Origin of the sequence: Sphingobium naphthae (genome assembly GCF_043589935.1) — a bacterium.
Classification (GTDB): domain Bacteria; phylum Pseudomonadota; class Alphaproteobacteria; order Sphingomonadales; family Sphingomonadaceae; genus Sphingobium; species Sphingobium naphthae_A.
On sequence record NZ_CP171454.1, the window covers coordinates 367,980 to 392,640 of the forward strand.

Genomic DNA, 24,661 nt, shown 5'->3' on the forward strand with positions numbered 1-24,661 from the left:
TCAGCGATGTCGCCTGGCTGCGCTCAGGCCGATCCGGTGAGGCGGCCGAGCAGACCGGGCTTGTCGCCATGGTCGAGCGTGCGCGCCTGGCCGCGCCAATCCTCATGCGCGATGGTGCCGGGCTTGAGGCCAAGCCTGGCTTCGAGCGTCGCTTCCTGTTCGGCGTTGAGCGCAGCGATCTGGCTGTAGCGGTGATAGCCCGCTTCGTTCATCGCCACTTCCTGCGCCTGGCTGACGCCCCGGATGCGGCTGAGATCGTCGCGTCCATGGACGGCGCCGCCGACCGCCGTCGCGGTGCCCGGACCGATGGGGCCCGACTGACGCTCCAACTCGGCGATGCGGACATTAGCCGCCTCGATCCGCGCGTCGCGTTCGCGCAAGGCGGCGTCTCGCTCCTTGATCGCGCTGCGGTGAGCGATTTCCTCGTCGCGATAGAGCCGGCGATATTTGCCGCGTCCGCTCATCATCAGGCCCAGCAACCAACCGACGACCAGGGCGATCAGAAGCAGCGCCAGTTCATTCAAGGTGAAGCTCATCAGGGGCCTCCTTTCCTGCGGCTTGAACGGCGGAAGGGGGCAAAGGTTGCTCCTGCCGCCGGAGCGGGTGCGCAGGCGTAGGAAAAGTGTAAAAAGGGGCTTGCCCAATTGCCCGCGCGCTTCTATCTGCGCCTCTCCAACGCACCCGTAGCTCAGCTGGATAGAGCATCAGACTACGAATCTGAGGGTCGGACGTTCGAATCGTTCCGGGTGCGCCATTTGGAAACAGGCATGCAGGCAGGCTTGCAGCCCACTGCCGGAGACACGCACCCGTAGCTCAGCTGGATAGAGCATCAGACTACGAATCTGAGGGTCGGACGTTCGAATCGTTCCGGGTGCGCCATTTCGGTTCAAAGGCACGAACGCCTAGCACCGCCGCCTCTACGCCAGAGGCGGCGGTTAGCGTTCGGAGCAGCTCGCTGCGCAGGCCGCGAATGCGGACCTCCTTCCGGCTCACGACCTCGACTCGCTGTGCGACCGCGCGAACCTGATCGCGGGCGAATGTGCCGTCGCCGTTCCGCAGCTTCTTACGCAGGGCGACCGAGAACGCGCGCAGGCTGTCCGGCGTGATCGTAGGGCCGATCTTCACGATATGCGCCAATGCGCGCTCGGCGTCGCCTTTGGCCTGGTCGCGCGTCGCGGTCAGCTCTGCGATGCGATCCTTGAGCGACGGGTCGCTCACGTCGATGACTCCGTTCTCGATCGCGTCATAGAGGCGCTTGAGCTTCGCTTCCGCCTCGGTCGCGCGCCGCCCAAGGTCTGCGACATGCTCGCGGCGCTGGTTCACCCATTCGTCGCGGCGCTCAAGGATCTGATCCATCAGAGCTTCGAGCCGCGCCGGGTCGAGCAGCCGCGCTTCGAGATGATCGACCACGGCCTCATTGAGCCGATCCATCGGCACGGTGATGCCGGGACAGCCCGTCGCGCCCTGTCGCGCTTTCGTCGAGCAGGTGTAATAGCGATATTCCCGCCCGACGCTGCTGGTGCCGGTGCGCAGCGTCATCGCACCGCCGCAGCACGCGCAAAAGCAGATGCCGGTGAGCAGCGTCGGGCCGCCCACCGCCATTGGGGGCATCATCTTCGGACTCCGCGCCTTGAGCGACCGCTGGACCGCCTCGAACTCCGTTTCCGAGACGATGACGGGCACTTCCATGATAGCGTGCTCGCTCTCCGGCTTCGGCGTCCTGGTCTTGTGATCGCGCGTGTTGAAACGGTGCTGGCCGATATAGGTCGTGCGGGTAAGCACCTGATGCACCGCGCCCAAGCCCCAGCGCCCACCGTCGCGGGTGCGGATGTTGTTCTCGTTCAGCCAAGTGGCGATCGACTTGAGGCCCATTGGTCCGCTGTTATCGACGCCATTCAGCGCCATGTGGTAGATGCGCCGCACCGTCTCGGCCTGGATCGGGTCGATTTCCAGCTTCTTCTTGATCTTTGCGCCGCGCTCGCCCGCCGCGACCACGCGATAGCCGATCGGCGCCCGCGCGCCGTTCCAGAAGCCTTGCCGCGCGTTCTCCTTCATCGCGCGCAGCGTATGCTTGCCGTTCTCCTTCGACTGATATTCGTCGAACAGCGTCATGATCTGGCGCATCATCACGCTCATCGGATCGTCACCCAGGTCTTGCGTGATCGAGACAAGCTTCACCCCGTTCTTGGCCAGCTTGCGGACGTAGAACTCGAACTGGAACTGGTCGCGGAAGAACCGTGAGAAGCTGTGAACGACGATGACGGTGAACGACGGCGGCTTGACCATCGCCGCGTCGATCATCGCCTGGAAAGAGGGCCGGCGATCATCAGTCGCAGTATTACCCGGCTCGACGAACTCGGCCGCGACCTCCCAGCCGCGCGACAGGCAGTAGCCCTCGATCTGGCGGCGCTGGTCGGGAATGGACAGGTCGCTCTCGGCCTGCCGGCCGGTCGAAACGCGCAGGTAGAGTGCGGCGCGCGCGGTCGCCACGACCGACGCCTCATCCTCGCTTCGTCGCTGGGCGGCGCTGGTCATAACGCTTCACTCCTCAGTTCACGGCAGCGGTCCAAACAACTTGTCCAGCTCTCGCCGCATGTGGCCTTCGATCGCGCGCAACTCGGCGTCGCCGATCGGAACTTGCTCCGGCCAGTCGTCGGTGACGACGATCGGCCCGTCATCGTCGCGCGACCGGCGCGCCACCCGCCGCGGTGTGACGGGATTGGCATAGTCATGCAGGTCATCCAGGCACTCGGCCCAGCGACGAGGCGTGCGGCGACGGACTTTGCGAGGAATGGCCATCTCGACACGCTGCCGCGTGTCCGCGCCTTGCACAAAGGCTCCATCGCGGCGTAGCGCAGATAGGGACGCGCGGCGGCGGGCGTCATGCTTCGCTCCACGGATCGACGACCGTTATCCCGCACTCGGCGAAGTCGCGCACATTGCGAGTCGCCAGTCTTGCGCCGCGCGAGCGCACGATGGCGGCAATCTGCGCGTCGATCTGGCTGATCGGCTTGCCGCCCTGTTTCCGCCCGGCGGCGATCTCGGGATAGGCAAGCGCCGCTTCGGTATCGAACGGCAAGACGCGGCCAGCCAGATCGACGTCGAACATGGGACGCGCGGCGGCCAGCAGATCATCGCGGCGGCGTCCCTCGGGAAGCAATGCCAGTCCGTAGAAGATTTCCGCCTGCGTCAGCGTCGTCGTGAATACGCCCGCCATCGGCTGCTCGGCGATCCACGCCATCACCCTCGGGTCAGGCTCGCGCCGCATCAGCTCGGAAATGACGTTTGTGTCGAGGACGATCATTCGCCGAAGTCCACCGCCCGGATCGGCTCGCGGGACAGTTCATGCAGATCCACGCCGCCCAGCGCGCCGAACCTTTCATGGATGGCTTGGCCCAGATTGCGAGGCCGCGGGATTTCGGTCGAGAGCGCCGAACGCAGGATGTCGCGGGCCTCATCTTCCATCGACCGACCGTGCATCGCAGCGCGCAGGCGCAGACGATTTTTGATCGCATCGTCGATGTTTCGGATCGTCATGACTGCCATACGCACCTCCATAAGTCATTGACTGCATATTAGTCGATGAGGCTGAAAAGAGCAACGAGGGAGTTGACGCCTCCCTGCGGGACCGCCGCTCTATCTCCGCTGCGCTTCGACCGAGCCCCTGGCGGGTCTCGTCCCTGCCGGGTGACGATCAGCATGGCGGAAGACGAAAGGCCGCCAAATGAGCGGGAGCTTCTAAGGACGCGCTCTGTCCCGCGCTGCGCGCTCCTAAGGGCGCGGCGTTCTGTTGCTGACCCGCTGGCGCTCTCGCCTCTCTCCTTGCCGGACGGGCGGCGGTCTCGCGCTCGCGGCGACCGGCGGGGCTGCGCCTGCGGCGCAACGACCTTGGTCTCTGCTCGGCTCGCCGCCACGCGGTCCACTGCGTCGCGCCGTTGCGAGGGCGCCGTTTTCATTGAGGCGCCGCTGGCGCGCTGAGACGGTGAAACCCGCCAACGCGGGTTCCTTTTTTCTTGAAGCTGCGGAGATCAGGCCAGGGCATTCGCCGGCCCGATCGCGTTGTTTGTAGCTCTCCCCGTCGGTGGGGTGGGCGACGCTTCCCTTTAGGCCCGCCGCGCCAGGCCGCAACGCGCGTTGCGCGTCCTCCACGATGTTCCGGCCCTGCGGGTGCTGCCCGGCTCAGCCGGCGGGCCAGCCGGTCGCTTCTTCGCCGCCCACCCCATTCCGGGGGTGAGTGCGGTCTTTAGGAGAAGTGTGATGAACGCTGTTACCGAAACCGTAGCCGCCTCGCCTGTGTCGGGCGTCGAGATTTTCGTGCCGCTTGCCAAGCTCAAAAAGTCCCCGCGCAATGCCCGCAAGGTGCCGCATGGGGAAGCCGCTATCGAGGCGCTGGCCGCTTCGATCCAGCACAAGGGGCTGATCCAGAACCTCGTCGTGGAGCCCGAGACCAAGGAGGACGGGACGCCGACCGGCTATTATCTCGTCACCGCTGGCGAAGGCCGCAGGCTGGCGATGCTGCTGCGCGCCAAGCGCAAGCAGATCAAGAAATCGGAAGCCGTGCGCTGCTGGCTGGATACGGCGAACGATCCTGCCGAGATCAGCCTGGACGAAAACGTGACCCGGACCCCGATGCACCCTGCCGACCAGTTCGAGCGGTTCCGCGAGCTTGCGGACGGCAAGGGCTGGGGCGCAGAGGAAATCGGCGCGCGGTTCGGTGTATCGGCTGGCGTGGTGAAGCAGCGGCTTCGCTTGGGCGCTGTCAGCCCGAAGCTGTTGCAGGTCTATCGCGAGGACGGCCTTACGCTCGACCAGCTTATGGCCTTCGCCATCACCGAGGACCATGATCGGCAGGAACAGGTGTTCGCCAACCTGCATCACAACCGCGAGCCGTGGATTATCCGGCGCGACATGACCGCAAGTAATGTGTCGGCGGAGGACCGGCGCGCGGTGTTCGTCGGGGTCGATGCCTATGCGGAAGCGGGTGGGAACATCATCCGCGACCTGTTCAGCGAGGACCGTGGCGGGTTCTTCCAGGATGCGGGCTTGCTCGACATGCTCGCTATCGAGAAACTGCGCGAGATTGCCGAGCAGGTGCAGGCCGAGGGCTGGAAATGGGCCGAAGCGCACATCGACTATCCCCACGCCCACGGGATGCGGCGTTTCTATCCGCAGACCGTCACCCTCTCCGACGAGGATGAGGCGCGGCTGGACGCTCTGTCGGCGGAGTATGACGCGCTGGCGGAGGGCTATGAGTCCTTCGAGGAAATGCCGGAGGACATTGCCGCGAAGCTGGATGCGGTGTCGGATGAGATCGACGCCTATTCGGCGAAGCGCTCCGCCTATGACCCTAACGTGATCGCCAACGGCGGCGCGTTCGTGGTGCTTCATCATGACGGCACGGTCAGGATCGAGCGCGGTTTCGTGCGGCTCAAGGACGAGGCGCTGGCCGATCCGCAGCCCGAGCCAGAAGAAGGCGTTGCGACCGAGCCGCAGATGGGCGACGACAAGCAGCCGGAGGACGGCGACGAGGATGTGCAGGATGGCGATGAGGACGAGGAACCGGGCAAGCCGATTTCCGACAGCCTCACCCGCGACCTGTCCGCGCATCGGACGCTGGCGCTTCGCGTGACGTTGGCCGAGCGGCCCGATACGGCCTTGATCGCGCTGACCCATGCGCTGACCGCGCAACTGTTCTACAGTTATGCCGAGGCCGGTTGCCTTGAGGTCCGTCCGACCGTGACCCCCTTGAGTAGCCATGCGGACGGAATCGAGGATACGCCGCTGGCCGCGCGGGCGAACGAGCAGCACGAGTCATGGGCCGAGCGGATGCCGCGCGACGTGGCAGACCTGTGGGGCTTCATCGTCGGGCTGGACGAGGCGAAGCGGATTGCGCTGCTGGCGCATTGCGCGGCTCGCACCGTCAACGCCCTGCGATTGCCGTGGGACCGCAAGCCCCGGTCGTTGCAAACGGCGGACAGGCTGGCGGGCGCGCTGGCGCTGGATGTGACGAAGGACTGGACGCCGACCGTGGACAGCTATCTTGGCCGTGTCACCAAGGCGCATATCGTGGAGGCCGTGACCGAAGGCGTGTCCGAGGACGCCGCCCGCCGCATCGCGGACATGAAGAAGCCGGACATGGCGCAGGCCGCCGAGCAGCTTCTTTCGAGCACCGGCTGGCTTCCCGCCGTGTTGCGGACGCCCGAACCGGAGGGTGTGGACCCCGCGCCTGTGGAGCCGGAGGACGCGGATAGCGTGGAGCAGCCGCCCGAAGTGGAGGATAGCGAAGCGTCCTATGCTGTCGCCGCCGAATAGCGGCATGGGGTCGGGACCGCGGGAGCGGTCCCGACTTTTCTCTAACGACCGGCGGAAAATCGCGGCCGCGCCCGTTGGGGCGCGGCCGCTTTCCCATTACAAAGGCGCCCCGCTCCGAGGGCGCGGGGCGGCGTGCTGATGGCGGATCGACCGTTGCGTTTCTGGGGCTCGGTTCGCCGAGTGATATTGCAGACCCGCACGGCGGAAGCGCTTGGCGAAGATGACGGGGGGCGGTGAGCGACGGTCTATTCGAGCCTCACGTTTGGATCTCGGCGAACACATAGGCAGAGAGTCGGCGACGCCCGCTCTCCAGACATCTCTGCGAAGGATTGCTTGCGAGGTGATCCCAGCGCGGGCCAGCAAAGAAGCGAATGCCTCCGACTGACAATGCCCCTGATAGCCCCGGCGCAGAATTTCCGGCTCGGCGACAACCGCGCGGCCTCTCGATTGGCTTTGATCTAACCGGGGCCGGCTTCGCCTTGATCGGCCTGCCGCAACGGCGACGCGCGGCTTTTTTCCGCCGCCTTCGGCTTTGCATCGCAAAACAAAAAAGCCGCGCGTCGCCATCCTTCGCTGCGCTCCGGCCGCAAGCGGTGCGCGTCCGATCATCCCCGCTTCACCGATCGCCATCGAGGCCGCGGCGGTCGTGGCCCGAAGCGAAAGGAACTTCGACATGGCTACCATCGGCACCTTCACCCAGGCGGGCAACGGCTCCTTCACCGGAACCATCAAGACGCTCACCCTCAACGCCAAGGCCACCCTCCGTCCGATCGACAAGGAGAGCGAGAAGGCTCCCGATTTCCGCCTCGCGGTCGGCACGGTCGAGTGCGGCGCGGGATGGAAGAAGACCAGCCGCGAGAACCGCGACTACATCTCGGTCAAGCTGGACGACCCGACCTTCGCGGCTCCGATCTACGCCACTCTGGTCGAAACCGAGACCCCTGGCGAATACGCCCTCATCTGGTCGCGCTGATCTCCACACGGCGCCCCGCTCCCTCGAAGCGGGGCGCCTTCGTGTGCTGGTCCGCCGGTTCATAATATGGACGGGCCAGTGGCCCGGCATGTTGTGAGGTGCTTGGGGCGCTGCCCCCAGCGCCCTTCGGAGCGGCTTCCGCCCAGCTTCCTCCACGCTTCGCGTTCCGTGCAGCCGGTTCCCCGCGAAGCCGCCCGCTCCGGTTGCACCCCCGGTCTCGCCGACGGGCAGGGTTTCAGCGCGGCGCTCCGCTGCGCGGAAACCCAAGCCCAAGGAGTTCAACCATGTATCATCAACTTGCCACCCGGTTCGGCCGGAACGCCCAACAGATCAGCGGACGGGAGCCGCTCGACAACGAGGCGCTCTACGCTCATGTCCCGTCCATCTTCGCCCGCGAGGCGCACGACAGCCGTTCGGAGCGGTATGTCTATGTCCCGACCATCGACATCGTGGAGGGATTGCGCCGGGAGGGATGGTTCCCGTTCTTTGCCGTCCAGTCGGTTCCGCGCGATGGGAGCCGCCACGGCCACGCCAAGCATATGCTGCGCCTGCGCCGTGATGAGGGCATCTGCAAGCCCGAAGCCGCCGAGGTCATCATCGTGAACAGCCATGACGGGACCAGCGCCTATCAGATGTTCGCCGGGATGCTGCGCTTCGTCTGCACCAATTCCATGATCGCTGGCGATCGGTTCGAGGAAGTCCGTGTGCCGCACAAGGGGAATATCGAGCACGACATCATCGAGGGCGTTTACACCGTCGCCGAGGATTTTCCCCGGCTGATCGACGCCAGCGAAACGATGAAGGAGGTTCGGCTTTCCGACGACGAGCGCCGCTTGCTAGCCGAGGTCAGCTTAGTTGCCCGCTACGGCGACGACGAAAGCCCGCTGCGCCCCGAGCAAATCATCGAGCCGCGTCGCCGCGAAGATAGGGGCGACAGCCTCTGGACCACGTTCAACGTCATTCAGGAGAACGTCGTTCGGGGTGGGTTGCAGGGCCGCAAGCGCAACGCCGAAGGCCGCATCCGTCGCAGTCAGACCCGCGCCATCAACGGCATCGACCAGAATGTGACGCTTAATCGCGCGCTGTGGACGCTGGCCGAGGGGATGCAGCGACTGAAAGCAGCCTGACCGTCCGAAGCCGTAGGGCTGGTTTTCCGGCTCTGCGGCTCTGCGCATTCACGCGAGCCACCCGCTTGCATCGTCGGCGGCCGCGCGTCCCGATGGTTCGCGCGGCCGCATTTGGCGCGCTCGCCGGGCTGGCGCCCGGCTCGCGAGAAAGAGTTTTGGTTAGTCAGTCTCGGTCTGATCGGCTTCAGCAAGAAGATCAGCCGGCGTGACGCCAAGTGCGGAAGCCAAATGAAACAAGGTCACGACTGTAGGATTACGGCGGCCTCGCTCCAAATCACTCACATATTGCTGCGTGAATCCTGATGTTTCGGCAAAGCGCTCCTGGGTAAAGCCCTTTTCCTTCCTCAGCCGGGCAAAGTTCAATCCCACGAGGCGGCGCATGTCCATGCGCGGCAAACTGGACGATACACATTATGCGGTTTATCTCCTATAAGGTGTATCGTCAGCCTCACGCCGCTTATCGCTGCAACAGGTGCGACGAACGATGCGAGACTTGCGCGTAGCTGGCCTCTGTATTTGGTCTAAGTTAGTTAACGGAAGGCATGACGAGGGCGCCATGAGCACCAGCCCATTCGCGGATCGTGCGCCGGACGGATCACAGCTCACCGCCTACGATGAAGGCCATCTCGGCGATTATCTGCGCTTGCTCGACGCCGACGACGAAGGCGCAGACTGGCGCGTGGTCGCCGCCTGCATTCTCGGCATCGACGCTGCCGCCGAACCGCACAGAGCGAAGACAATGCACGACAGTCATCTTGCGCGAGCACGATGGATGACCGAGGTTGGCTATGCCCATCTGCTCGGCTGCCAGAGGCCAGCAAGGCGTTAAGATTTAACTCCAATTCGGTCCCATTCGCTCGGCTCCAGTACGGCTTTCGCGGCATGGTTGAGCGCAGTCTTCGCGCTATTCGCGCGATACTCGACAGGTGACGCTGCACTGCCTGAAATCCGCGCGAAGCGCGGTTGGGAGGATGCAATGCCGACGCCACAGCGCCGGCGCCAGCGACGCGACGGCGGTCTGTCCAACGCGATCGGGCGCGCCGACATAGCCGCCGAGTTTCTACGCCGTAACCTCTCCTATCGCGCCGAACATGCGCAGATGCAGCAACGCATCGCGAGCGGCGCCGTCGCCAAGAATGCCGCTGAAGCGGCGTTCGCGCGGCGCTGGGGGTTATCCTTTCGCCACGGCGCCGGATGACCTTTCAGAGCCGGTTGTCTGGCGTCCGGAGCTGACCGCTGTCACGGTTATTCTCGACGCCGCGCCGGAGGGCTTCGAGGCCGCCAGCCCCGTCGATCCGCGCGCGATTGGCGCGCTGCTCGCCGATCAGGCCGGGATCGAAGGACGCCATGTCATCGTCGCGGACGCGGCCGGCGAACATCGGCTGTGGCTGCGTGACGCGACGCCCGGCCGGCCGCTCGCCGCAATCATCCCGCTTGACAAGGATTTCCTCACCCGCATCGCCAGCCTGCTGCGCTTCCATCGTCGCCTGCTCGGACGCGCGCCGGGACCGTTGCCGCGCGGCTGGCCGCTCACCGCCTATCGGCTGGCGCGGCTCGACCTGATGCTCCGCGCGCTCGACCTGCGGCGCGAGGGTGCGACGTATCGTCAGATCGCGGCCGAGCTGGGGCGCGAGGATGCGACCAAACTCTCCGCGAGCGACTGGAAGATGTCGGCGGCACGTTCGTTCGTGGTGCGGCTGGTCCGCGACGGCACCGCCATGATGAACGGCGACTACCGCAAACTGCTCCGCATCCGCTGACATTCCCGTGATCCGTCGTTCTCGCGGGGGTGGTCACATCTGCGGAGCCGCACATCTTCATACCCCACCCGGCTGCTTCCATTCTGACATTATGCCTCCTGCCGCCGCCGTCCGCAGGAGCCGTCACTTGTCCGATACGCCCGCCAATTTGCCGCCCCGCTTCCTGCGCACGCCGGAAGCCGCACGCTTCCTCGGCCTTTCCGGCCGCACGCTGGAGAAGCACCGCTATTTCGGGACCGGCCCGGCCTACCGCCGGATCGGTGGCCGGGTGGTCTATTCGGTCGATGACCTGCGCGCCTGGGCCGACATTGGCATTAAGCATTCGACCTCCGATCCGGGGCAGGACGACCTCATGCCGCGCGCGGATTCGGCCATCGCCCGGAGCCGGCGATGACCGTCCCGCCGTCACCCATGCGTCACTGTCAGCCATCCGACGATGACATGACTCGCGTCGAGCTGACCTGGATCGAGAAGCGAATCGAGCACTGGATCAGGTTCGGCCGCGTCGCGGTGGATGAGATCGTTGATCGCCGCCGCCGCATCGTCCGCTTCAAGCCGGGCGCGACCTTCGCGTTCGTCCGCTGGGCAGCGAACGACTACGGCACGGTCAGCTCGCGCATCGACATTGTCCGCGCGGTCGGCGCGGGCGAGCCGTTCACGACGCTGCCGTTCGTGCGGCCCGGTGGCGACATCCTGCTCAAGATCGAGGGCTGGCCCAAAGTTAGTCAGGTTCTCGCAGCGATCGACGCGACCGAAGCCGCCGGCGTTGATCCATGTGACGCCGCGCCCGACCATTGGCGGCACGTCCATAACCGCATCGCCGCCGGACAAGCCCCGCGCCCCTACACGCTGGAGCGTCATCGTGCCTGGCTCAAGCGCCGGGAGATCGAGGGATGACGCACCGCCTCTATCTCCGCGCGACAGCCTTCGCCGCGTCAGCGTTCGCCATATTGTTCGCTGCGATCGCGCTCACCGATCCGCTCCCGCGCGTCATCTGGAACGCCAGCGCGAGCGCACCGCTCGGCCTCTATCGCATACGGCCCGACGGCGATCCGCCCGTTGGCGCGCTTGTCGCCGTCGCGCCGCCCGAGCGGCTTGGGCGCTGGATGGCCGAGCGCGGCTATCTCGGCCGCGACGTGCCACTGTTGAAGCATGTCACCGCCAAGACGGGGCAGCGCGTTTGCCGGCTCGGCGTGACGGTCAGCGTTGATGGACGGGTGGTTGCCATCGCCCTGGTCCGTGATCGGATCGGCCGTCCGCTGCCCGCGTGGCAAGGTTGCCGCACGCTCGCGGCAGGCGAGCTGCTGCTGCTCAATCCCGATCATCCTGACAGTCTGGACGGGCGCTATTTCGGGCCGCTGCCGGCCTCGACCGTGCTCGGCCGCGCGATCCCGATCCTCACCCGCGACGCGCCCGAAGCGCCGCTGACGTGGCGTGCCGCCCGGCCCTGACTCCGCATCCACCCCGCCAAACGAAAGGACATTCCCATGCAGATCGGCAGCTTTTTCCGCACCGCCAACGGCTATGAAGGGATCATCGAGACGGCGACGCTCGACATCCGCATTTCGATCGTCCCCTCCGACCCGATCGACGCCGAAAAGGCGCCGGACTGGCGCGTCCACCGCGGCGACAGCGAAGGCCCGGAGATCGGCGCGGGCTGGAACGAGACCGGCGAACGCGCCGGGGATTACGTCTCGCTACGCATAGACGACCCCGCGTTCGCGCAGCCGATCCGCGCCGCGCTGTTCCAGAACACGGGCGACAAATCAGCCTGGTCGCTGCGCTGGAACCGTCAGCCGAAGTCGCGCGAGCAGGACTGAGCCGGTGCGATCCCTGTTCATCCCTTTGTTCGCGGGAAAGCCGTCTCATCCCTTCGTCCCGCTCGGCTCAAGGCCGGCCAGCGCGCGCAGCGGAGGTCGAGGGCGGCCGAAGGCCGGCGCTTCGCGCGAACCCTTTACCGCAGCGGGCACGCTGGCAGGCTGGCGGCGAAGCGGAGTCGGATCGGCCATATTGATTGCCGCCGTCCTGCCGTCAGGTGGCGCTGCGCCGGGAACGGTTTGGGCGCAAGAAGCGCCCGTTGCCGGCCCGGTCGCAGCACATCCCTACGCCGGTCATGTCGCCGACGCCGCGCGCCGGTTCGGGATTCCCGAAGCGTGGATATGGGCGGTCATGCGCGTCGAAAGCCGGGGCAATTCGCGCGCCGTCTCGCGGGCTGGCGCGACGGGACTGATGCAGATCATGCCCGCGACCTGGGCGGGGCTGCGCGCCCGTTACGGTCTCGGCCCCGACCCCTTCGACGTGCGCGACAACATCATGGCGGGTGCGGCTTATCTGCGCGAGATGCACGACCGCTACGGCAACGCGAGCGCGATGCTGGCGGCCTATAATGCGGGACCGGGGCGCTACGACGACTATGTGTCGCGCGGCCGTCCGCTGCCCGCCGAGACGGTCGGCTACCTCGCCCAGCTTACAGCCATAGTCGGCGCACCGGGAGCGGTCGAAACAGCGGTGAGTGCGCCGCCGGACCGCTTCGCGTGGCGTCGTGCAGCGCTATTCGTCCGCATCACAGGCAGCGGGTCTGCGCCGTCCGCCGCGCAATCGGACGACACGTCCGATGCGCCGGGATCGGTCATGGCGGGCTCCACCGAAGCGCAAGAGAGCGCGGCTCCTTCGTCACCGGACAAGCAGGCGGATACGTTGTTCGTCGCCCGCGCCCGCGCGGGCCGGCCGCAATGATCGGCGCTCGCTCACGATCGGCCGCCGGATTCGAGAAGGGAACCGGGAGGGCAGGAAGCAGAGGGGAAGTGCGAGGGCAAGATATAAGCCGCACCCCGTTTCGCCGAAAAGCCGAGGCTTTTCCGTGGCTTCACATGGCGGCGTCGGTCGGCGCGCGTGCCGCGCGGAAGGAAAAAGCCAGTAAAATCAACACCTCGAATGGCACCATAGGCCATTTTCGGCCGGGAACGGCCCGGCCGTGAGCGAGGACAGCGATTTCCGCGTCCGGCCCGGTAAGGCCAAGCGCAGCAAGGCGCAGGGCCGCAATGCGCGGGGCCTGGTGGCCGAAGTGCTGCGGGTTGCCGCGATCCATAGCGGCGGGCGGCGCAGCGGCGGCGCGTCGCGCCGGGGCGGCCAGTCCAGTTTCGGCCGGGGCCGCACGGCGTTCGCGCGCAGCCGCCTGTTCAGTTCCGGCCGGCGCGTCATGGTCAAGATGCTGCCCGTCACCACCCGCAGCCGTGGCGGGCGACGTATGGCGCCCCTATCCGCGCACATCGCCTATCTGAAGCGCGAAGGTGTTACCCGCGACGGCTCGCCGACGCGCATTTTCGATGCACACGGCGACCGCGCCGACGATCGCGGTTTCGCCGAGCGGTGCAAGGATGACCGGCATCATTTCCGGGTCATCGTTTCGCCCGAGGATGCGGCGGAGCTGACCGACCTTCGCGAATACACCCGCGACCTCGTTCGCCAGATGGAGGCGGACCTTGGCACACGCCTGGAATGGATCGCGGTCGATCATTGGAACACCGACAATCCGCACGTCCATCTGCTCGTGCGCGGCGTCAACGACCAAGGCGGCGATCTTCTTATCGCCCGCGATTATATCAGTCACAATCTGCGATCACGCGCCGAGGAGCTGGCGTCCGCCGAGCTGGGGCCGAAGCCCGAGCATGAGGTGCAACGGGCGCTCGACCGCGAGGTGACGGCGGAGCGCTGGACCCGACTCGACGGCGAGATCGGCCGCGCCGCCGACGAACTGGGCGTCATAGACCTGCGTCCCGAGCGGCCCGGCCCGGACGACCCGCGCCTCCGCCGCCTGATGGTCGGGCGGTTACAGCATCTGGAAACGATGGGGCTCGCTGCCGAGGGGGAGCCGGGTCGATGGGCGGTCGCCGAAGGAGCGGCGGCGAAGCTGCGCGAGCTGGGAACGCGCGGCGACATCATCCGCACGATCGGCGCAGCGCTCAAGGAAGACGGGCACGATCGGGCGCTCGACAGCTATGCCGTCATCAGCGGTGCTCCCGAGAAGCCGATCGCCGGCCGGCTCATCGACAAGGGGTTGCACGACGAACTGACCGGCACCGCCTATGCCGTGATCGACGGCACGGACGGCCGCACCCATCATGTCCGCCTGCCCGGCATCGAGGCGCTGGAGCACAGCCCGAAGCTCGGCGGCATCGTCGAACTGCGCGCGATCGGACGGCCCGGCGAGGCCAAGCCGACGCTGGTGCTCGCCACGCGCTCCGACCTTGACCTTGCCGCGCAGGTCAAAGCGCCGGGCGCGACTTGGCTGGACCATCGCCTGATCGAGCGCGGAGCCGGCGTGGTGGACGGCGGGTTCGGCGCCGAGGTGCGCCGCGCGATGGGCGCGCGCACCGATCATCTCGTCAAGGAAGGGCTGGCGCGCCGCTATGGCGAACGCACCGTGTTCGAGCGCGGGCTGCTCGACACGCTGCGCAAGCGCGAGCTGGATTCGGTCGGCGCGAAGATCGCCGGCGAGACGGGTCTTGCCTACCGACCCGCCGCAGACGGCGAGAAGATTACCGGCGTCGTCCGCCAGCGGCTTGCGCTCGCGTCCGGCCGGTTCGCCATGCTCGATGACGGCCTTGGCTTCCAGCTCGTGCCCTGGACCAGCACCCTCGAACAGCAGCTCGGCCGGCAAGTGTCCGGTGTCGTGCGCGCCGGTGGCGGCATCGACTGGACGCTGGGTCGCAAGCGCGACCTCGGCTTGTAACCCCGGAAGGAAAATCCATGTCCGCGACCAAGATATTGTGGGGTCAGGTCATCACCGTGTTCCTGATCGTCCTCGCCACTGTGTGGGGCGCGACCCAATGGACCGCCACCGCGCTCGCCTACCAGCCAGAGCTTGGCCCGCCGTGGTTCATGGCCTTCGGCTACCGCGTCTATCCGCCGCCCGCATTCTTCTGGTGGTGGTTCAGCTTCGACGCCTATGCGCCCGACATCTTCAAGACCGGCGCGTTCATCGCCGCGTCGGGCGGGTTCGTGTCGATCGCCGTCGCCATCGGCATGTCGGTATGGCGCGCCCGCGAACTGAAGAACGCCGAGACCTATGGCTCGGCGCGTTGGGCGACCGAGCGGGAGGTTCGCAGCGCCGGGCTGCTGGGACCGAACGGCGTCGTTCTCGGCAAGCTCGCGCGCGACTATCTGCGCCATGATGGGCCTGAGCATGTGCTGTGCTTCGCCCCGACAAGGAGCGGCAAGGGCGTCGGCCTGGTCGTGCCGTCGCTTTTGACCTGGCCTGCGTCGGCGATCGTTCACGACATCAAGGGCGAGAACTGGACGCTGACCGCGGGCTTTCGCGCCCGGCACGGCCGCGTGCTGCTGTTCGATCCGACCAACGCCGCGTCTGCTGCCTACAATCCGCTGCTGGAGGTGCGGCGCGGCCAGTGGGAGGTGCGCGACGTGCAGAATGTCGCTGACGTGCTGGTCGATCCCGAAGGCAGTCTCGAGCGCCGAAACCATTGGGAGAAGACATCCCACTCGCTGCTGGTCGGCGCGATCCTGCACGTCCTTTACGCCGAGCCGGACAAGACGCTCGCCGGGGTCGCGTCCTTTCTTTCCGACCCGTCGCGCACGATCGAGCAGACGCTGGCCGCGATGATGGCGACATCGCACTTGGGCGAGGCCGGCGTGCATCCAGTCGTCGCCAGCGCCGCGCGCGAGTTGTTGAACAAGTCGGACAACGAGCGATCCGGCGTGCTTTCCACCGCTATGTCGTTCCTCGGCCTCTACCGCGATCCGGTCGTGGCGCAGGTCACGCGCGCCTGCCAGTGGCGCATATCGGATCTGGTTGATGGCGATCGGCCGGCGACGCTCTATCTGGTCGTGCCGCCCAGCGACATATCGCGCACCAAGCCGCTCATCCGGCTCATCCTCAACCAGATCGGTCGCCGCTTGACCGAGGAGTTGACGCCGAACGGCAACCGCCATCGCGTGCTCTTGATGCTCGACGAGTTTCCGGCGCTCGGCCGCCTCGACTTCTTCGAGTCCGCGCTCGCGTTCATGGCCGGCTATGGATTGAAAGCGTTCTTGATCGCGCAGTCGCTCAATCAGATCGAGAAGGCTTACGGCCCGAACAACGCGATCCTCGACAATTGCCATGTGCGCGTGAGCTTCGCCACCAACGACGAGCGCACCGCCAAGCGGGTGTCGGATGCGCTCGGCACCGCGACCGAAATGCGGGCGATGAAGAACTACGCGGGCCACAGGCTTTCGCCCTGGCTCGGGCATCTGATGGTGTCGCGGTCAGAGACCGCTCGCCAACTCCTCACGCCGGGCGAGGTGATGCAGCTCCCGCCCGATGACGAGATCGTCATGGTGGCTGGCGTCCATCCGATCCGGGCGAAGAAAGCGCGCTACTATCGCGACGCACGGTTCGCCGAGCGGATCATGTCCGCGCCCGCCTCGGACGCCGGTGCGGTCCGGCCCGACGACTGGACGGGCCGCGCCATCGTCGCCGATCCCGCCGCCGTGGCGCGGATCGTCCGTTCGGCAGAGGACGCGGCCAACGGTGGATTGCGCCGCGAACCGGAACTGCCGGAGCATGTCGCCATCGCGCCGGAGACCTCGCCGCCGCCCGCGCAGGAGTTTGCGATCGTGGACGACGAACCCGATGATGCCGCGCGGCAGGCGGCGGTGCGGCGCCGGATGCAGGGGCTCGCGCGGCAGGCGTCGCTCGACCCCGGCGACGGCATCGAGCTGTAAGCGGCGTTCATGCGCGTCCGGCTCAATGTCTATTTTCCGCCCGCGCTCGCCAAGCAGGTCGACGAGCTGGCGATCCGACGTCGAATCTCACGCTCCGCGATCGTGGAGGCTGCGGTGGCGTCCTACCTGTCGCCCGATGGCGCCGACCGCATGGAGGCGGCGTTCGCTCGCCGGCTCGACCGGCTGTCGCGCCAGGTGCAGCGGTTGGAGCGGAACATCGGGCTCTCGACCGAGGCGCTGGCGCTGTTCGTCCGCTTCTGGCTGTCCGTGACACCGCCGCTGCCCGATGAGGATCAGGCCGCAGCGCAGGTCAAAGGACGCAAACGCTATGAAGGCTTCATCGAAACGCTTGGTCGGCGCTACGCCAGCGGCAAGAGCCTTCTTGATGAAATTCCCGAAGATATATGGCCGAGCAATCGGCACGATTCGGAATAATCGGCTCTCTGCACGGGCGTGGTGACAATCGGCTGATCCGCAGCCCGCAAGTATACACCGCCGCCTCTACTACGCCCTCAACTAACTGTTGCAGCACCTGAATTTCTGGCTCTCTTGATGTGCTCCTGACGCCGGGCGGCGGTTCGCCCGGCCCATTGCAGGGGCCAGGTCTTGACCGTTCAGCCAACCCTGTCCGAAGCGAGGTCACGCGGCGCGCGGATGCTGCGCACGGCGCTCGGATCGTCGATCGCCGCTTGGCTGGACGATCCCGCCATCATCGAAGTGATGCTGAATCCCGATGGTCGGCTGTGGCTCGATCGGCTCGGTGAAGGAATCAGCGATACGGGCTTGTCGCTGTCGGCAGCGGACGGCGAACGCATCGTCCGCCTGGTCGCGCATCACGTCGGCGTCGAAGTTCATGCCCGGTCTCCGCGCGTCTCGGCCGAGCTGCCCGAGAGCGGAGAGCGGTTCGAGGGGCTGCTGCCGCCCGTCGTCACCGCGCCGGCCTTCGCCATTCGCAAACCTGCCGTCGCCGTCTTCACGCTCGATGACTATGCGGCCGCCGGGATTATGCGGCCCGAGGCGGCGATAGCGCTGCGTCGGGGCGTCGAAGGCCGGGCCAATATCCTTGTGGCGGGCGGGACCGGCAGCGGCAAGACCACGCTCGTCAACGCGCTGCTGGCCGAAGTCGCCAAGACGACCGACCGCATCGTCCTGATCGAAGACACGCGCGAGCTGCAATGCGCCGCGCCGAACCTCGTCGCCATGCGGACCAAGGATGGCGTCGTTTCGCTGTCCGATCTCGTCCGGTCCTCGCTGCGGCTACGCCCTGATCGCATTCCCATCGGCGAGGTGCGCGGCGCCGAGGCGCTCGACCTCCTTAAAGCGTGGGGCACCGGACATCCCGGCGGGATCGGCACCATCCACGCCGGCACAGCGCTCGGCGCGCTCCGACGCATGGAGCAGCTCATTCAGGAGGCCGTCGTGACGGTCCCTCGCGCGCTGCTGGCCGAGACCATCGACATCATCGCCGTCCTCACCCGCGACGGACACGGCCGCCGCCTCGCCGAGCTAGCCCGCGTCGAAGGGCTTGACGCCGCAACCGGCGACTACCGCCTCACGCCGCTGACCACCCCCCAACCCGGAGACCTGTCATGATCCATGCCCTTCGGCATGGCGCACGCCGCGCCATGCTCGCAGCCACCACCAGCGTGATCGCACTGAGCTTTTCCGTTCCCGCCCATGCGGGCGGATCGTCGATGCCGTGGGAAGCTCCGCTGCAAAGCATCCTCGAATCCATCGAGGGGCCGGTGGCGAAGATCGTCGCGGTCATCATCATCATCGTGACCGGCCTGACCCTGGCGTTCGGCGATACGAGCGGCGGCTTTCGCCGGCTGATCCAGATCGTGTTCGGCCTGTCGATCGCGTTCGCGGCCAGCTCCTTCTTCCTGTCGTTCTTCAGCTTCGGCGGCGGGGCGCTGGTCTGATGGAGAGCGCCGAGCCGATCGCGGGCTTTTATGCCCCCGTCCACCGGGCGCTGACCGAGCCGATCCTGCTCGGCGGCGCCCCGCGCTCGCTCGCCATCGTCAACGGGACGCTGGCGGGCGCGATCGGCCTCGGCCTGCGCCTCTGGATCGCCGGGCTGGTCATCTGGGCTATCGGCCATGCGCTGTCCGTATGGGCCGCCCGCCGTGATCCGCAATTCGTGGATGTGGCCCGCCGCCACCTCCGTTACCCGAGCTGGATGCGGCCATGATAAGCCTTCGCGAATACCGCAACAAGGCGGCACATCTCGCCGACTTCCTGCCCTGGGCCGCTCTGGTCGGTGAAGGTGTCGTGCTCAACAAGGACGGTTCGTTCCAGCGGACCGCCCGGTTCCGTGGTCCCGATCTCGACAGCGCGACGCCGGCCGAGCTTGTGGCGACCACCTCACGGCTCAACAATTCGCTTCGCCGTCTCGGTTCGGGCTGGGCGATCTTCGTCGAAGCGCAGCGTACGCCCGCGCTCGACTATCCTGAAGACGATTTCCCCGATCCCGTGTCGGCGCTTGTCGATATGGAGCGGCGCGAACAGTTCCGCGAGGAAGGCGCGCATTTCGAGAGCGCCTACTATCTGACGCTGCTGTGGATGCCGCCCGCCGAGGAAGCTGCGCGGGCCGAAGGCTGGCTCTACGAGGGCCGGTCCACCGCCGGCGTCGGTCCGTGGGAGCTGCTCAAGGGCTTCACCGATCGCAGCGACCGCGTTCTCAATCTGGTCGAAGGCTTCGTGCCCGAGGTCCGCTGGCTCGATGACTCCGAGACGCTGACTTATCTCCATTCGACGATCTCGACGCGGCGCCAGCGCGTGCGCGTCCCAGAGACCCCGATGCACCTCGACGCGCTGCTCGCCGACGAGCCGCTGACCGGCGGGCTGGAGCCGCGCTTGGGCGACCACCATCTCCGCACGCTTACCATCACCGGATTCCCCAGCGTCACGTTCCCCGGCCTGCTCGACGAGCTGAACCGGCTCGCCTTCGAGTATCGCTGGTCCACCCGCGCGATCATGCTCGACAAGACCGACGCGACGAAGCTGCTCACGCGTATCCGTCGCCAATGGTTTGCCAAGCGCAAGAGCGTCGCGGCCATCCTGAAAGAGGTCATGACCAACGAGGCGTCGACGCTGCTCGACTCCGACGCCTCGAACAAGGCGGCCGACGCCGACACCGCGCTGCAGGAGCTCGGCGCCGACTATGCCGGCATGGCCTACGTCACCGCGACGGTGACGGTGTGGGACCGCGATCAGGCCATCGCCGCCGAGAAGCTGCGGCTCGCCGAGAAGGTCATCCAGGCCCGCGACTTCACGTGTCTGCCCGAGGGCATGAACGCGATCGAGGCATGGCTCGGAAGTTTGCCCGGCCACGCCTACGCCAATGTCCGCCAGCCCCCGATTTCCACGCTCAATCTCGCCCACCTGATCCCCCTGTCAGCGGTATGGGCGGGGCCGGAACGGGACGAGCATTTCGGTGCTCCCCCCTTGCTCTACGGCAAGACCGAAGGCTCGACCCCGTTCCGGTTTTCCCTTCACGTCGGCGATGTCGGCCACACGCTCATCGTCGGGCCGACCGGCTCCGGCAAATCGGTGTTGCTCGCGCTGATGGCGATGCAGTTCCGCCGCTACGAGAATGCTCAGGTTTTCGCCTTCGACTTCGGCGGCAGCATCCGCGCCGCCGCGATCGGAATGGGCGGCGACTGGCAGAATCTCGGCGGGATGCTCGCCGACGAGGCCGGGGACGGCGTTCAGCTCCAGCCGCTCGCCCATATCGACTTGTCCGAAGAACGCGCCTGGGCCGCCGAATGGCTAGCGGCGATCCTCGCATCCGAGAATGTGACCGTCGATCCGCAGGCCAAGGAACATACCTGGTCGGCGCTGACATCGCTCGCCACCGCGCCCATCGCGGAACGGACCCTCACCGGGCTCGCCGTCCTGCTCCAGAGCCAGCAGCTCAAGCAGGCGCTCGCGCCTTGGTGCGTCGGCGGCGCGTGGGGCCGGCTGCTCGATGCCGAAACCGAGCGGCTTGGCGCGGCCACCGTTCAGGTGTTCGAGACAGAAGGCTTGATGGAAAGCGGCGCGGCGCCCGCCGTCCTGTCCTACCTGTTTCACCGCATCGCGGGACGGCTCGACGGGAGCCCGACGCTCATCATCATCGATGAAGGCTGGCTGGCGCTCGGATCGCCCGCGTTCGCCAAACAGCTTTCGGAATGGCTGGTGACGCTCCGCAAGAAGAACGCGAGCGTCATCTTCGCCACCCAATCGCTGGCGCAGATCGAGGGCAGCACAATTGCGCCAGCCATCGTCGAGAGCTGCCCGACGCGGATATTCCTGCCCAACGAACGCGCGGTCGAACCGCAGATCGCGGTGATCTACGAGCGGTTCGGGCTCAACGCCCGCCAGATCGAAATCCTCAGCCGGGCAACGCCCAAGCGCGATTATTACTGCCAGTCGCGGCGCGGCAACCGCCTGTTCGAGCTGGGGCTGGGCGAGGTCGCGCTGGCCTTCGCCGCCGCATCTTCCAAGACCGACCAGCGCCAGATTGCTGAGCTGGTGGAGACGCATGGCGCTTCCGCCTTCGCGGCCGAATGGCTGCGACATCGCGGCTGCGCCTGGGCGGTCGAGCTTCTTCCCGAACCTCATCCCGATCCGCTGGCCGGAGGTCGGGAAGTTACCGGCCAGCTCCCCCTTGCCTTGAAGGACACGACCCCATGAAAACCTCCCTCGTGCGCCGCGCCATGTTGGCCGGTGCGATCGCCACGTCGAGCCTGGTCGGCATCACCGCCGCGAGCCCGGCCCACGCCCAGTTCGGCGGGATCGTCTATGACCCGACCAACTATGTGTTGATTGCCACTGAGATGTGACCCGGGGGCGCTATAAGTTTCCACTGAGAATTGACCCATGTTTCCCTCCCCTCCGGCTGTCAGTCGGAGGGTCTCGGAGTGATCAACATGGACTTACTCAGTGTGATCCGCCGATGGCATTTCCGGCAGGAGATTTCCATTCGGGAGATCAAGCGACGGACCGGCCTATCGCGCAATACCATTCGCAAATACCTGCGTTCCGATGCGGTGGAGCCCAGTTTCAGGGTTCCGGTGCGCCCCAGCAAACTCGATCCCTTCGCGGACAAGCTGTCGGCTTGGCTGCGGGTGGAATCCAAGAAATCCCGCAAGCAGAAGCGGACCGCCAAGCAACTCTATGTGGATCTGGTGGAGCTGGGTTACGATGGCTCCTATAACCGGGTGGCCGCCTTTGCCCGCCGATGGCGGACCGAGCTTCAGTATGAACAGCAGACCAGCGGACGCGGGACGTTCGTTCCTTTGGCTTTCCAGCCTGGCGAGGCCTTCCAGTTCGACTGGAGCGAGGATTATGCCGTGCTGGACGGCAAAGTGACGAAACTGCAGGTCGCTCATACCAAACTCGCGCATAGTCGCGCCTTCATCGTGCGAGCCTATCTGCTTCAAACCCATGAGATGCTGTTCGACGCGCTGACGCAGGCATTCCGGGTGCTGGGTGGTGTGCCGCAGCGCGGCATCTTCGACAACATGAGGACCGCTGTCGACAAGATCGGGACGGGGAAGGCGCGGCAGGTCAATGCCAGGTTCGCTGCAATGGCCAGCCATTATCTTTTCGAGACGGATTTCTGCAATCCGGCTTCTGGCTGGGAGAAGGGTCAGGTCGAGAAGAATGTCCAGGATGCCCGGCGCCGGTTGTGGCAACCGATGCCCAGCTTCCCTGGTCTGGCTGAACTGAACGCTTGGCTGGAAGCTCAATGCATCGCCCAATGGAGCGAGATCCAGCATGGCGCCATGCCCGGCACTGTGGCCGATGTGCATGCCGAGGAAGCGCCCTGCCTGATGCCGCTGGGCCGGCCCTTCGATGGCTTTGTCGAGCAGATCAAGCGCGTATCGCCAACTTGTCTTATCGCCTTCGACCGCAACCGCTATTCGGTGCCTGCTTCGTTCGCGAACCGTCCGGTCAGCCTGAGGATTTACCCGGATCGTCTTGTCATAGCGGCCGAAGGCCAGATCGTATGCGAACATGCCCGGCTTATCGATCGTTCTCATAACAAGCCGGGACGCACAATCTATGACTGGCGGCATTATCTGGCGGTGATCCAGCGCAAGCCCGGCGCCCTGCGCAATGGTGCACCCTTTCTCGAGATGCCCGAGGCCTTTCGGGAGTTACAGGGCCATCTGCTCAAGCGCCCAGGCGGCGACCGAGAGATGGTCGAGATCCTGTCCCTGGTTCTTCATCACGACGAGCAGGCTGTCCTGAGGGCGGTTGAGTTAGCCCTGGAAGCTGGTGTCGCCACCAAAGACCCACGTTCTCAACGTGTTGCACCGACTGATCGATGGCAAGGCGCCTCCAGCAGCGCCGATCGATGCGCCTCAGGCACTGCGTCTGACGCAGGAGCCCGAGGCCAATGTCGTTCGCTATGACAGGCTGAGGGAGATCCGCCATGCGTCATGACCCTGCCAGCGCTGCGGTCATCGTCATGCTGCGCAGCCTCAAGATGTTCGGCATGGCTCAGGCCGCCGACGAACTGATCCAGCAGGGCGCGCCTGCCTTCGATGCTGCCTTGCCGATGTTGGCTGGGCTCCTGAAAGCAGAAATGGCCGAGCGGGAGGTCAGGTCCATCGCCTATCAGATCAAGGCGGCCCGCTTCCCGGCCTACAAGGATCTGGCTGGCTTTGATTTTGCCGCCAGCGAGATCAATGAAGCACTAGTGCGTCAGCTTCACCAGGGCGACTTCATGGAAAACGCCGACAACGTCGTGCTGATCGGCGGGCCCGGAACCGGCAAAAGCCATATCGCAACGGCGCTGGGCGTCCAGGCTGTCGAACATCACCGCAAGAAGGCCCGCTTCTTCTCCACGGTCGATCTCGTCAATGCGCTTGAGCAGGAAAAGACCTTGAACCGGTCCGGCCAACTGGCAGAACGCCTGCTACGCCTCGACCTGCTCATCCTCGATGAGCTGGGCTACCTGCCCTTCAGCCCATCAGGCGGCGCCATGCTCTTCCACCTGCTCAGCAAGCTGTACGAGCGCACCAGCGTCGTCATCACCACCAATCTGAGCTTCAGCGAATGGTCCGGCGTGTTCGGCGATGCCAAGATGACAACCGCGCTGCTCGATCGGCTTACCCACCACTGCCACATCCTGGAGACCGGAAACGATAGCTTCCGCTTCCGCGCCAGCACCGCTGCGCCCAAAACCAGAAAGGAGAAGCCAGCATCTTGAACCTGCCGGTCATCGGCAGCACATAACCCGTACCCACCAGGGTCACTTCTCAATGGAAACCCCGGGTCACATCTCAGTAGCAATCAACAAACTCAGACCTTTAGAGTCGATTCATTGACCTGCCGGAGCCTAGAAGTCGGACTACTCCCCAACCGCACCTTCGTAGAGTTAGCTGCATGTGGACGCGGCACAAGACGATGCACGGCGCAAAACGGCGGCCTCATAGTAGTAAAAATGGCGACTCGTATTCGTTATGTTTATCCAGGGCGGGGCGCCATTTCCGTTCTTACGTACGAACGCCTAGCGCGAGAGACGGCTGTGAGAGTGCGCAGCAACTCGCTTCGCAAGCCACGGATGCGAACTTCGTCTAGCGTTCCAGCTCTCGCTGAAAATTCCCGTGAAGAAGGCGCGCGTCGGGCTCCCGGTTGGTCGTTCGCGCTGTGGGGCAGGGCGAATATGCCCGGCTTCGCTCCCGCTACGCCGGAAACAGAGATTATGGTCCGGCCGAGTTCGCTCCTCAGATTGCGATGCGGACTCCATGGTAGCTGATCACGTCGATCCA

General features: G+C 65.9%; 25 protein-coding genes, 2 tRNA genes and 2 pseudogenes. 23 read left to right on the forward strand and 6 right to left on the reverse strand.

Features of this window, described 5'->3' with window-relative positions; translation table 11 throughout:
* Nucleotides 1-23 precede the first annotated feature (23 nt).
* Nucleotides 24-536 (reverse strand): hypothetical protein, encoded by a 513-nt coding sequence (locus ACGGKE_RS01765; RefSeq protein ID WP_394439550.1) that lies wholly within the window; start codon nt 534-536, stop codon nt 24-26.
* 141 nt (nt 537-677) lie between these two features.
* Between ACGGKE_RS01765 and ACGGKE_RS01770 the strand changes: the two genes are divergently transcribed.
* Both ACGGKE_RS01770 and ACGGKE_RS01775 read left to right on the forward strand, forming a co-directional pair.
* Nucleotides 678-754: transfer RNA gene (locus ACGGKE_RS01770), tRNA-Arg, on the forward strand.
* 48 nt (nt 755-802) lie between these two features.
* A tRNA-Arg gene (locus tag ACGGKE_RS01775) sits at nt 803-879 on the forward strand.
* Here ACGGKE_RS01775 and ACGGKE_RS01780 read toward each other — a convergent pair.
* The 4 genes from ACGGKE_RS01780 to ACGGKE_RS01795 are packed head-to-tail and all read right to left on the reverse strand — an operon-like array spanning nt 835 to nt 3,546.
* Nucleotides 835-2,535 carry a recombinase family protein gene (locus tag ACGGKE_RS01780; RefSeq protein WP_394441673.1) on the reverse strand — a complete coding sequence of 567 codons (1,701 nt, stop codon included), beginning with the start codon at nt 2,533-2,535 and terminating at the stop codon, nt 835-837. The two genes, ACGGKE_RS01775 and ACGGKE_RS01780, sit on opposite strands and share 45 nt — an antisense overlap.
* Nucleotides 2,536-2,553: 18 nt before the next feature.
* The gene (locus ACGGKE_RS01785) at nt 2,554-2,832 is read right to left on the reverse strand and encodes a hypothetical protein (RefSeq protein ID WP_394439552.1); all 279 of its coding nucleotides are present in this window, start codon (nt 2,830-2,832) and stop codon (nt 2,554-2,556) included.
* A gap of 49 nt (nt 2,833-2,881) precedes the next feature.
* Complete coding sequence (locus ACGGKE_RS01790) at nt 2,882-3,304, reverse strand: type II toxin-antitoxin system VapC family toxin (protein WP_273689967.1); 423 nt, start codon at nt 3,302-3,304, stop codon at nt 2,882-2,884.
* Complete coding sequence (locus ACGGKE_RS01795; RefSeq protein ID WP_394439555.1) at nt 3,301-3,546, reverse strand: plasmid stabilization protein; 246 nt, start codon at nt 3,544-3,546, stop codon at nt 3,301-3,303. Before ACGGKE_RS01795 ends, ACGGKE_RS01790 begins: the two co-directional genes overlap by 4 nt.
* A gap of 711 nt (nt 3,547-4,257) precedes the next feature.
* Between ACGGKE_RS01795 and ACGGKE_RS01800 the strand changes: the two genes are divergently transcribed.
* The 3 genes from ACGGKE_RS01800 (at nt 4,258) to ACGGKE_RS01810 (ending at nt 8,412) form a co-directional block, all read left to right on the forward strand.
* The gene (locus ACGGKE_RS01800; RefSeq protein WP_394441676.1) at nt 4,258-6,312 is read left to right on the forward strand and encodes a ParB/RepB/Spo0J family partition protein; all 2,055 of its coding nucleotides are present in this window, start codon (nt 4,258-4,260) and stop codon (nt 6,310-6,312) included.
* Between the two features lie 673 nt (nt 6,313-6,985).
* Nucleotides 6,986-7,285, forward strand: a complete 300-nt coding sequence (locus tag ACGGKE_RS01805) for a DUF736 domain-containing protein (protein ID WP_273689962.1) — start codon at nt 6,986-6,988, stop codon at nt 7,283-7,285.
* A 284-nt stretch (nt 7,286-7,569) separates the two neighbouring features.
* Complete coding sequence (locus ACGGKE_RS01810; protein WP_394439558.1) at nt 7,570-8,412, forward strand: DUF932 domain-containing protein; 843 nt, start codon at nt 7,570-7,572, stop codon at nt 8,410-8,412.
* 159 nt (nt 8,413-8,571) lie between these two features.
* On the opposite strand, the gene ACGGKE_RS01815 is transcribed toward ACGGKE_RS01810, so the two are convergent.
* Nucleotides 8,572-8,799 carry a helix-turn-helix domain-containing protein gene (locus tag ACGGKE_RS01815; protein WP_273689957.1) on the reverse strand — a complete coding sequence of 76 codons (228 nt, stop codon included), beginning with the start codon at nt 8,797-8,799 and terminating at the stop codon, nt 8,572-8,574.
* Nucleotides 8,800-8,968: 169 nt separating this feature from the next.
* On the opposite strand from ACGGKE_RS01815, the gene ACGGKE_RS01820 reads away from it, so the two are divergent.
* From ACGGKE_RS01820 to istB, 18 genes and pseudogenes are all read left to right on the forward strand, one after another.
* Nucleotides 8,969-9,241 carry a DNA -binding domain-containing protein gene (locus ACGGKE_RS01820; RefSeq protein ID WP_394439561.1) on the forward strand — a complete coding sequence of 91 codons (273 nt, stop codon included), beginning with the start codon at nt 8,969-8,971 and terminating at the stop codon, nt 9,239-9,241.
* Nucleotides 9,242-9,388: 147 nt separating this feature from the next.
* Nucleotides 9,389-9,610 (forward strand): transcriptional regulator domain-containing protein, encoded by a 222-nt coding sequence (locus ACGGKE_RS01825; RefSeq protein ID WP_394439563.1) that lies wholly within the window; start codon nt 9,389-9,391, stop codon nt 9,608-9,610.
* Nucleotides 9,549-10,172: a DUF2285 domain-containing protein gene (locus ACGGKE_RS01830; protein ID WP_394439566.1), complete on the forward strand. Its 624-nt coding sequence runs from the start codon at nt 9,549-9,551 to the stop codon at nt 10,170-10,172. The genes ACGGKE_RS01825 and ACGGKE_RS01830 overlap by 62 nt, the downstream gene beginning before the upstream one ends.
* Nucleotides 10,173-10,299: 127 nt before the next feature.
* Nucleotides 10,300-10,566 (forward strand): AlpA family transcriptional regulator, encoded by a 267-nt coding sequence (locus ACGGKE_RS01835; protein WP_167954218.1) that lies wholly within the window; start codon nt 10,300-10,302, stop codon nt 10,564-10,566.
* Nucleotides 10,563-11,069, forward strand: a complete 507-nt coding sequence (locus ACGGKE_RS01840; protein WP_394439571.1) for a DUF2840 domain-containing protein — start codon at nt 10,563-10,565, stop codon at nt 11,067-11,069. The genes ACGGKE_RS01835 and ACGGKE_RS01840 overlap by 4 nt, the downstream gene beginning before the upstream one ends.
* A complete protein-coding gene (locus tag ACGGKE_RS01845; protein WP_394439574.1) occupies nt 11,066-11,623 on the forward strand; it encodes a S26 family signal peptidase in 558 nt (185 codons plus the stop codon). Before ACGGKE_RS01840 ends, ACGGKE_RS01845 begins: the two co-directional genes overlap by 4 nt.
* A gap of 36 nt (nt 11,624-11,659) precedes the next feature.
* Entirely contained in the window at nt 11,660-11,992 is a 333-nt protein-coding gene (locus ACGGKE_RS01850; protein WP_394439577.1) for a DUF736 domain-containing protein, read from the forward strand.
* A gap of 349 nt (nt 11,993-12,341) precedes the next feature.
* Nucleotides 12,342-12,908: a lytic transglycosylase domain-containing protein gene (locus ACGGKE_RS01855; protein WP_394439579.1), complete on the forward strand. Its 567-nt coding sequence runs from the start codon at nt 12,342-12,344 to the stop codon at nt 12,906-12,908.
* 238 nt (nt 12,909-13,146) lie between these two features.
* On the forward strand, nt 13,147-14,904 hold the full coding sequence (locus tag ACGGKE_RS01860; RefSeq protein WP_394439582.1) for a relaxase/mobilization nuclease domain-containing protein: 1,758 nt from the start codon (nt 13,147-13,149) through the stop codon (nt 14,902-14,904).
* A 17-nt stretch (nt 14,905-14,921) separates the two neighbouring features.
* Complete coding sequence (locus ACGGKE_RS01865) at nt 14,922-16,895, forward strand: conjugal transfer protein TraG (protein WP_394439584.1); 1,974 nt, start codon at nt 14,922-14,924, stop codon at nt 16,893-16,895.
* A 9-nt stretch (nt 16,896-16,904) separates the two neighbouring features.
* Nucleotides 16,905-17,330, forward strand: coding sequence for a CopG family transcriptional regulator (locus ACGGKE_RS01870; protein WP_394439585.1), 426 nt, complete (start codon nt 16,905-16,907; stop codon nt 17,328-17,330).
* 171 nt (nt 17,331-17,501) lie between these two features.
* A complete protein-coding gene (gene trbB, locus ACGGKE_RS01875; protein WP_394439588.1) occupies nt 17,502-18,488 on the forward strand; it encodes a P-type conjugative transfer ATPase TrbB in 987 nt (328 codons plus the stop codon).
* Nucleotides 18,485-18,817 carry a TrbC/VirB2 family protein gene (locus ACGGKE_RS01880; protein WP_394439590.1) on the forward strand — a complete coding sequence of 111 codons (333 nt, stop codon included), beginning with the start codon at nt 18,485-18,487 and terminating at the stop codon, nt 18,815-18,817. The genes trbB and ACGGKE_RS01880 overlap by 4 nt, the downstream gene beginning before the upstream one ends.
* Complete coding sequence (locus tag ACGGKE_RS01885) at nt 18,817-19,086, forward strand: VirB3 family type IV secretion system protein (RefSeq protein WP_394439592.1); 270 nt, start codon at nt 18,817-18,819, stop codon at nt 19,084-19,086. The genes ACGGKE_RS01880 and ACGGKE_RS01885 overlap by 1 nt, the downstream gene beginning before the upstream one ends.
* A complete protein-coding gene (gene trbE, locus ACGGKE_RS01890; RefSeq protein WP_394439594.1) occupies nt 19,083-21,572 on the forward strand; it encodes a conjugal transfer protein TrbE in 2,490 nt (829 codons plus the stop codon). Before ACGGKE_RS01885 ends, trbE begins: the two co-directional genes overlap by 4 nt.
* Nucleotides 21,569-21,697: pseudogene (locus ACGGKE_RS01895) on the forward strand (P-type conjugative transfer protein TrbJ); the annotation flags it as partial. The gene trbE and the pseudogene ACGGKE_RS01895, both read left to right, overlap by 4 nt.
* Nucleotides 21,698-21,808: 111 nt before the next feature.
* Nucleotides 21,809-23,330, forward strand: a pseudogene (gene istA, locus ACGGKE_RS01900) (IS21 family transposase).
* The gene (gene istB / locus ACGGKE_RS01905) at nt 23,320-24,099 is read left to right on the forward strand and encodes an IS21-like element helper ATPase IstB (protein WP_228222948.1); all 780 of its coding nucleotides are present in this window, start codon (nt 23,320-23,322) and stop codon (nt 24,097-24,099) included. Before istA ends, istB begins: the two are co-directional and overlap by 11 nt.
* Nucleotides 24,100-24,661 lie beyond the last annotated feature (562 nt).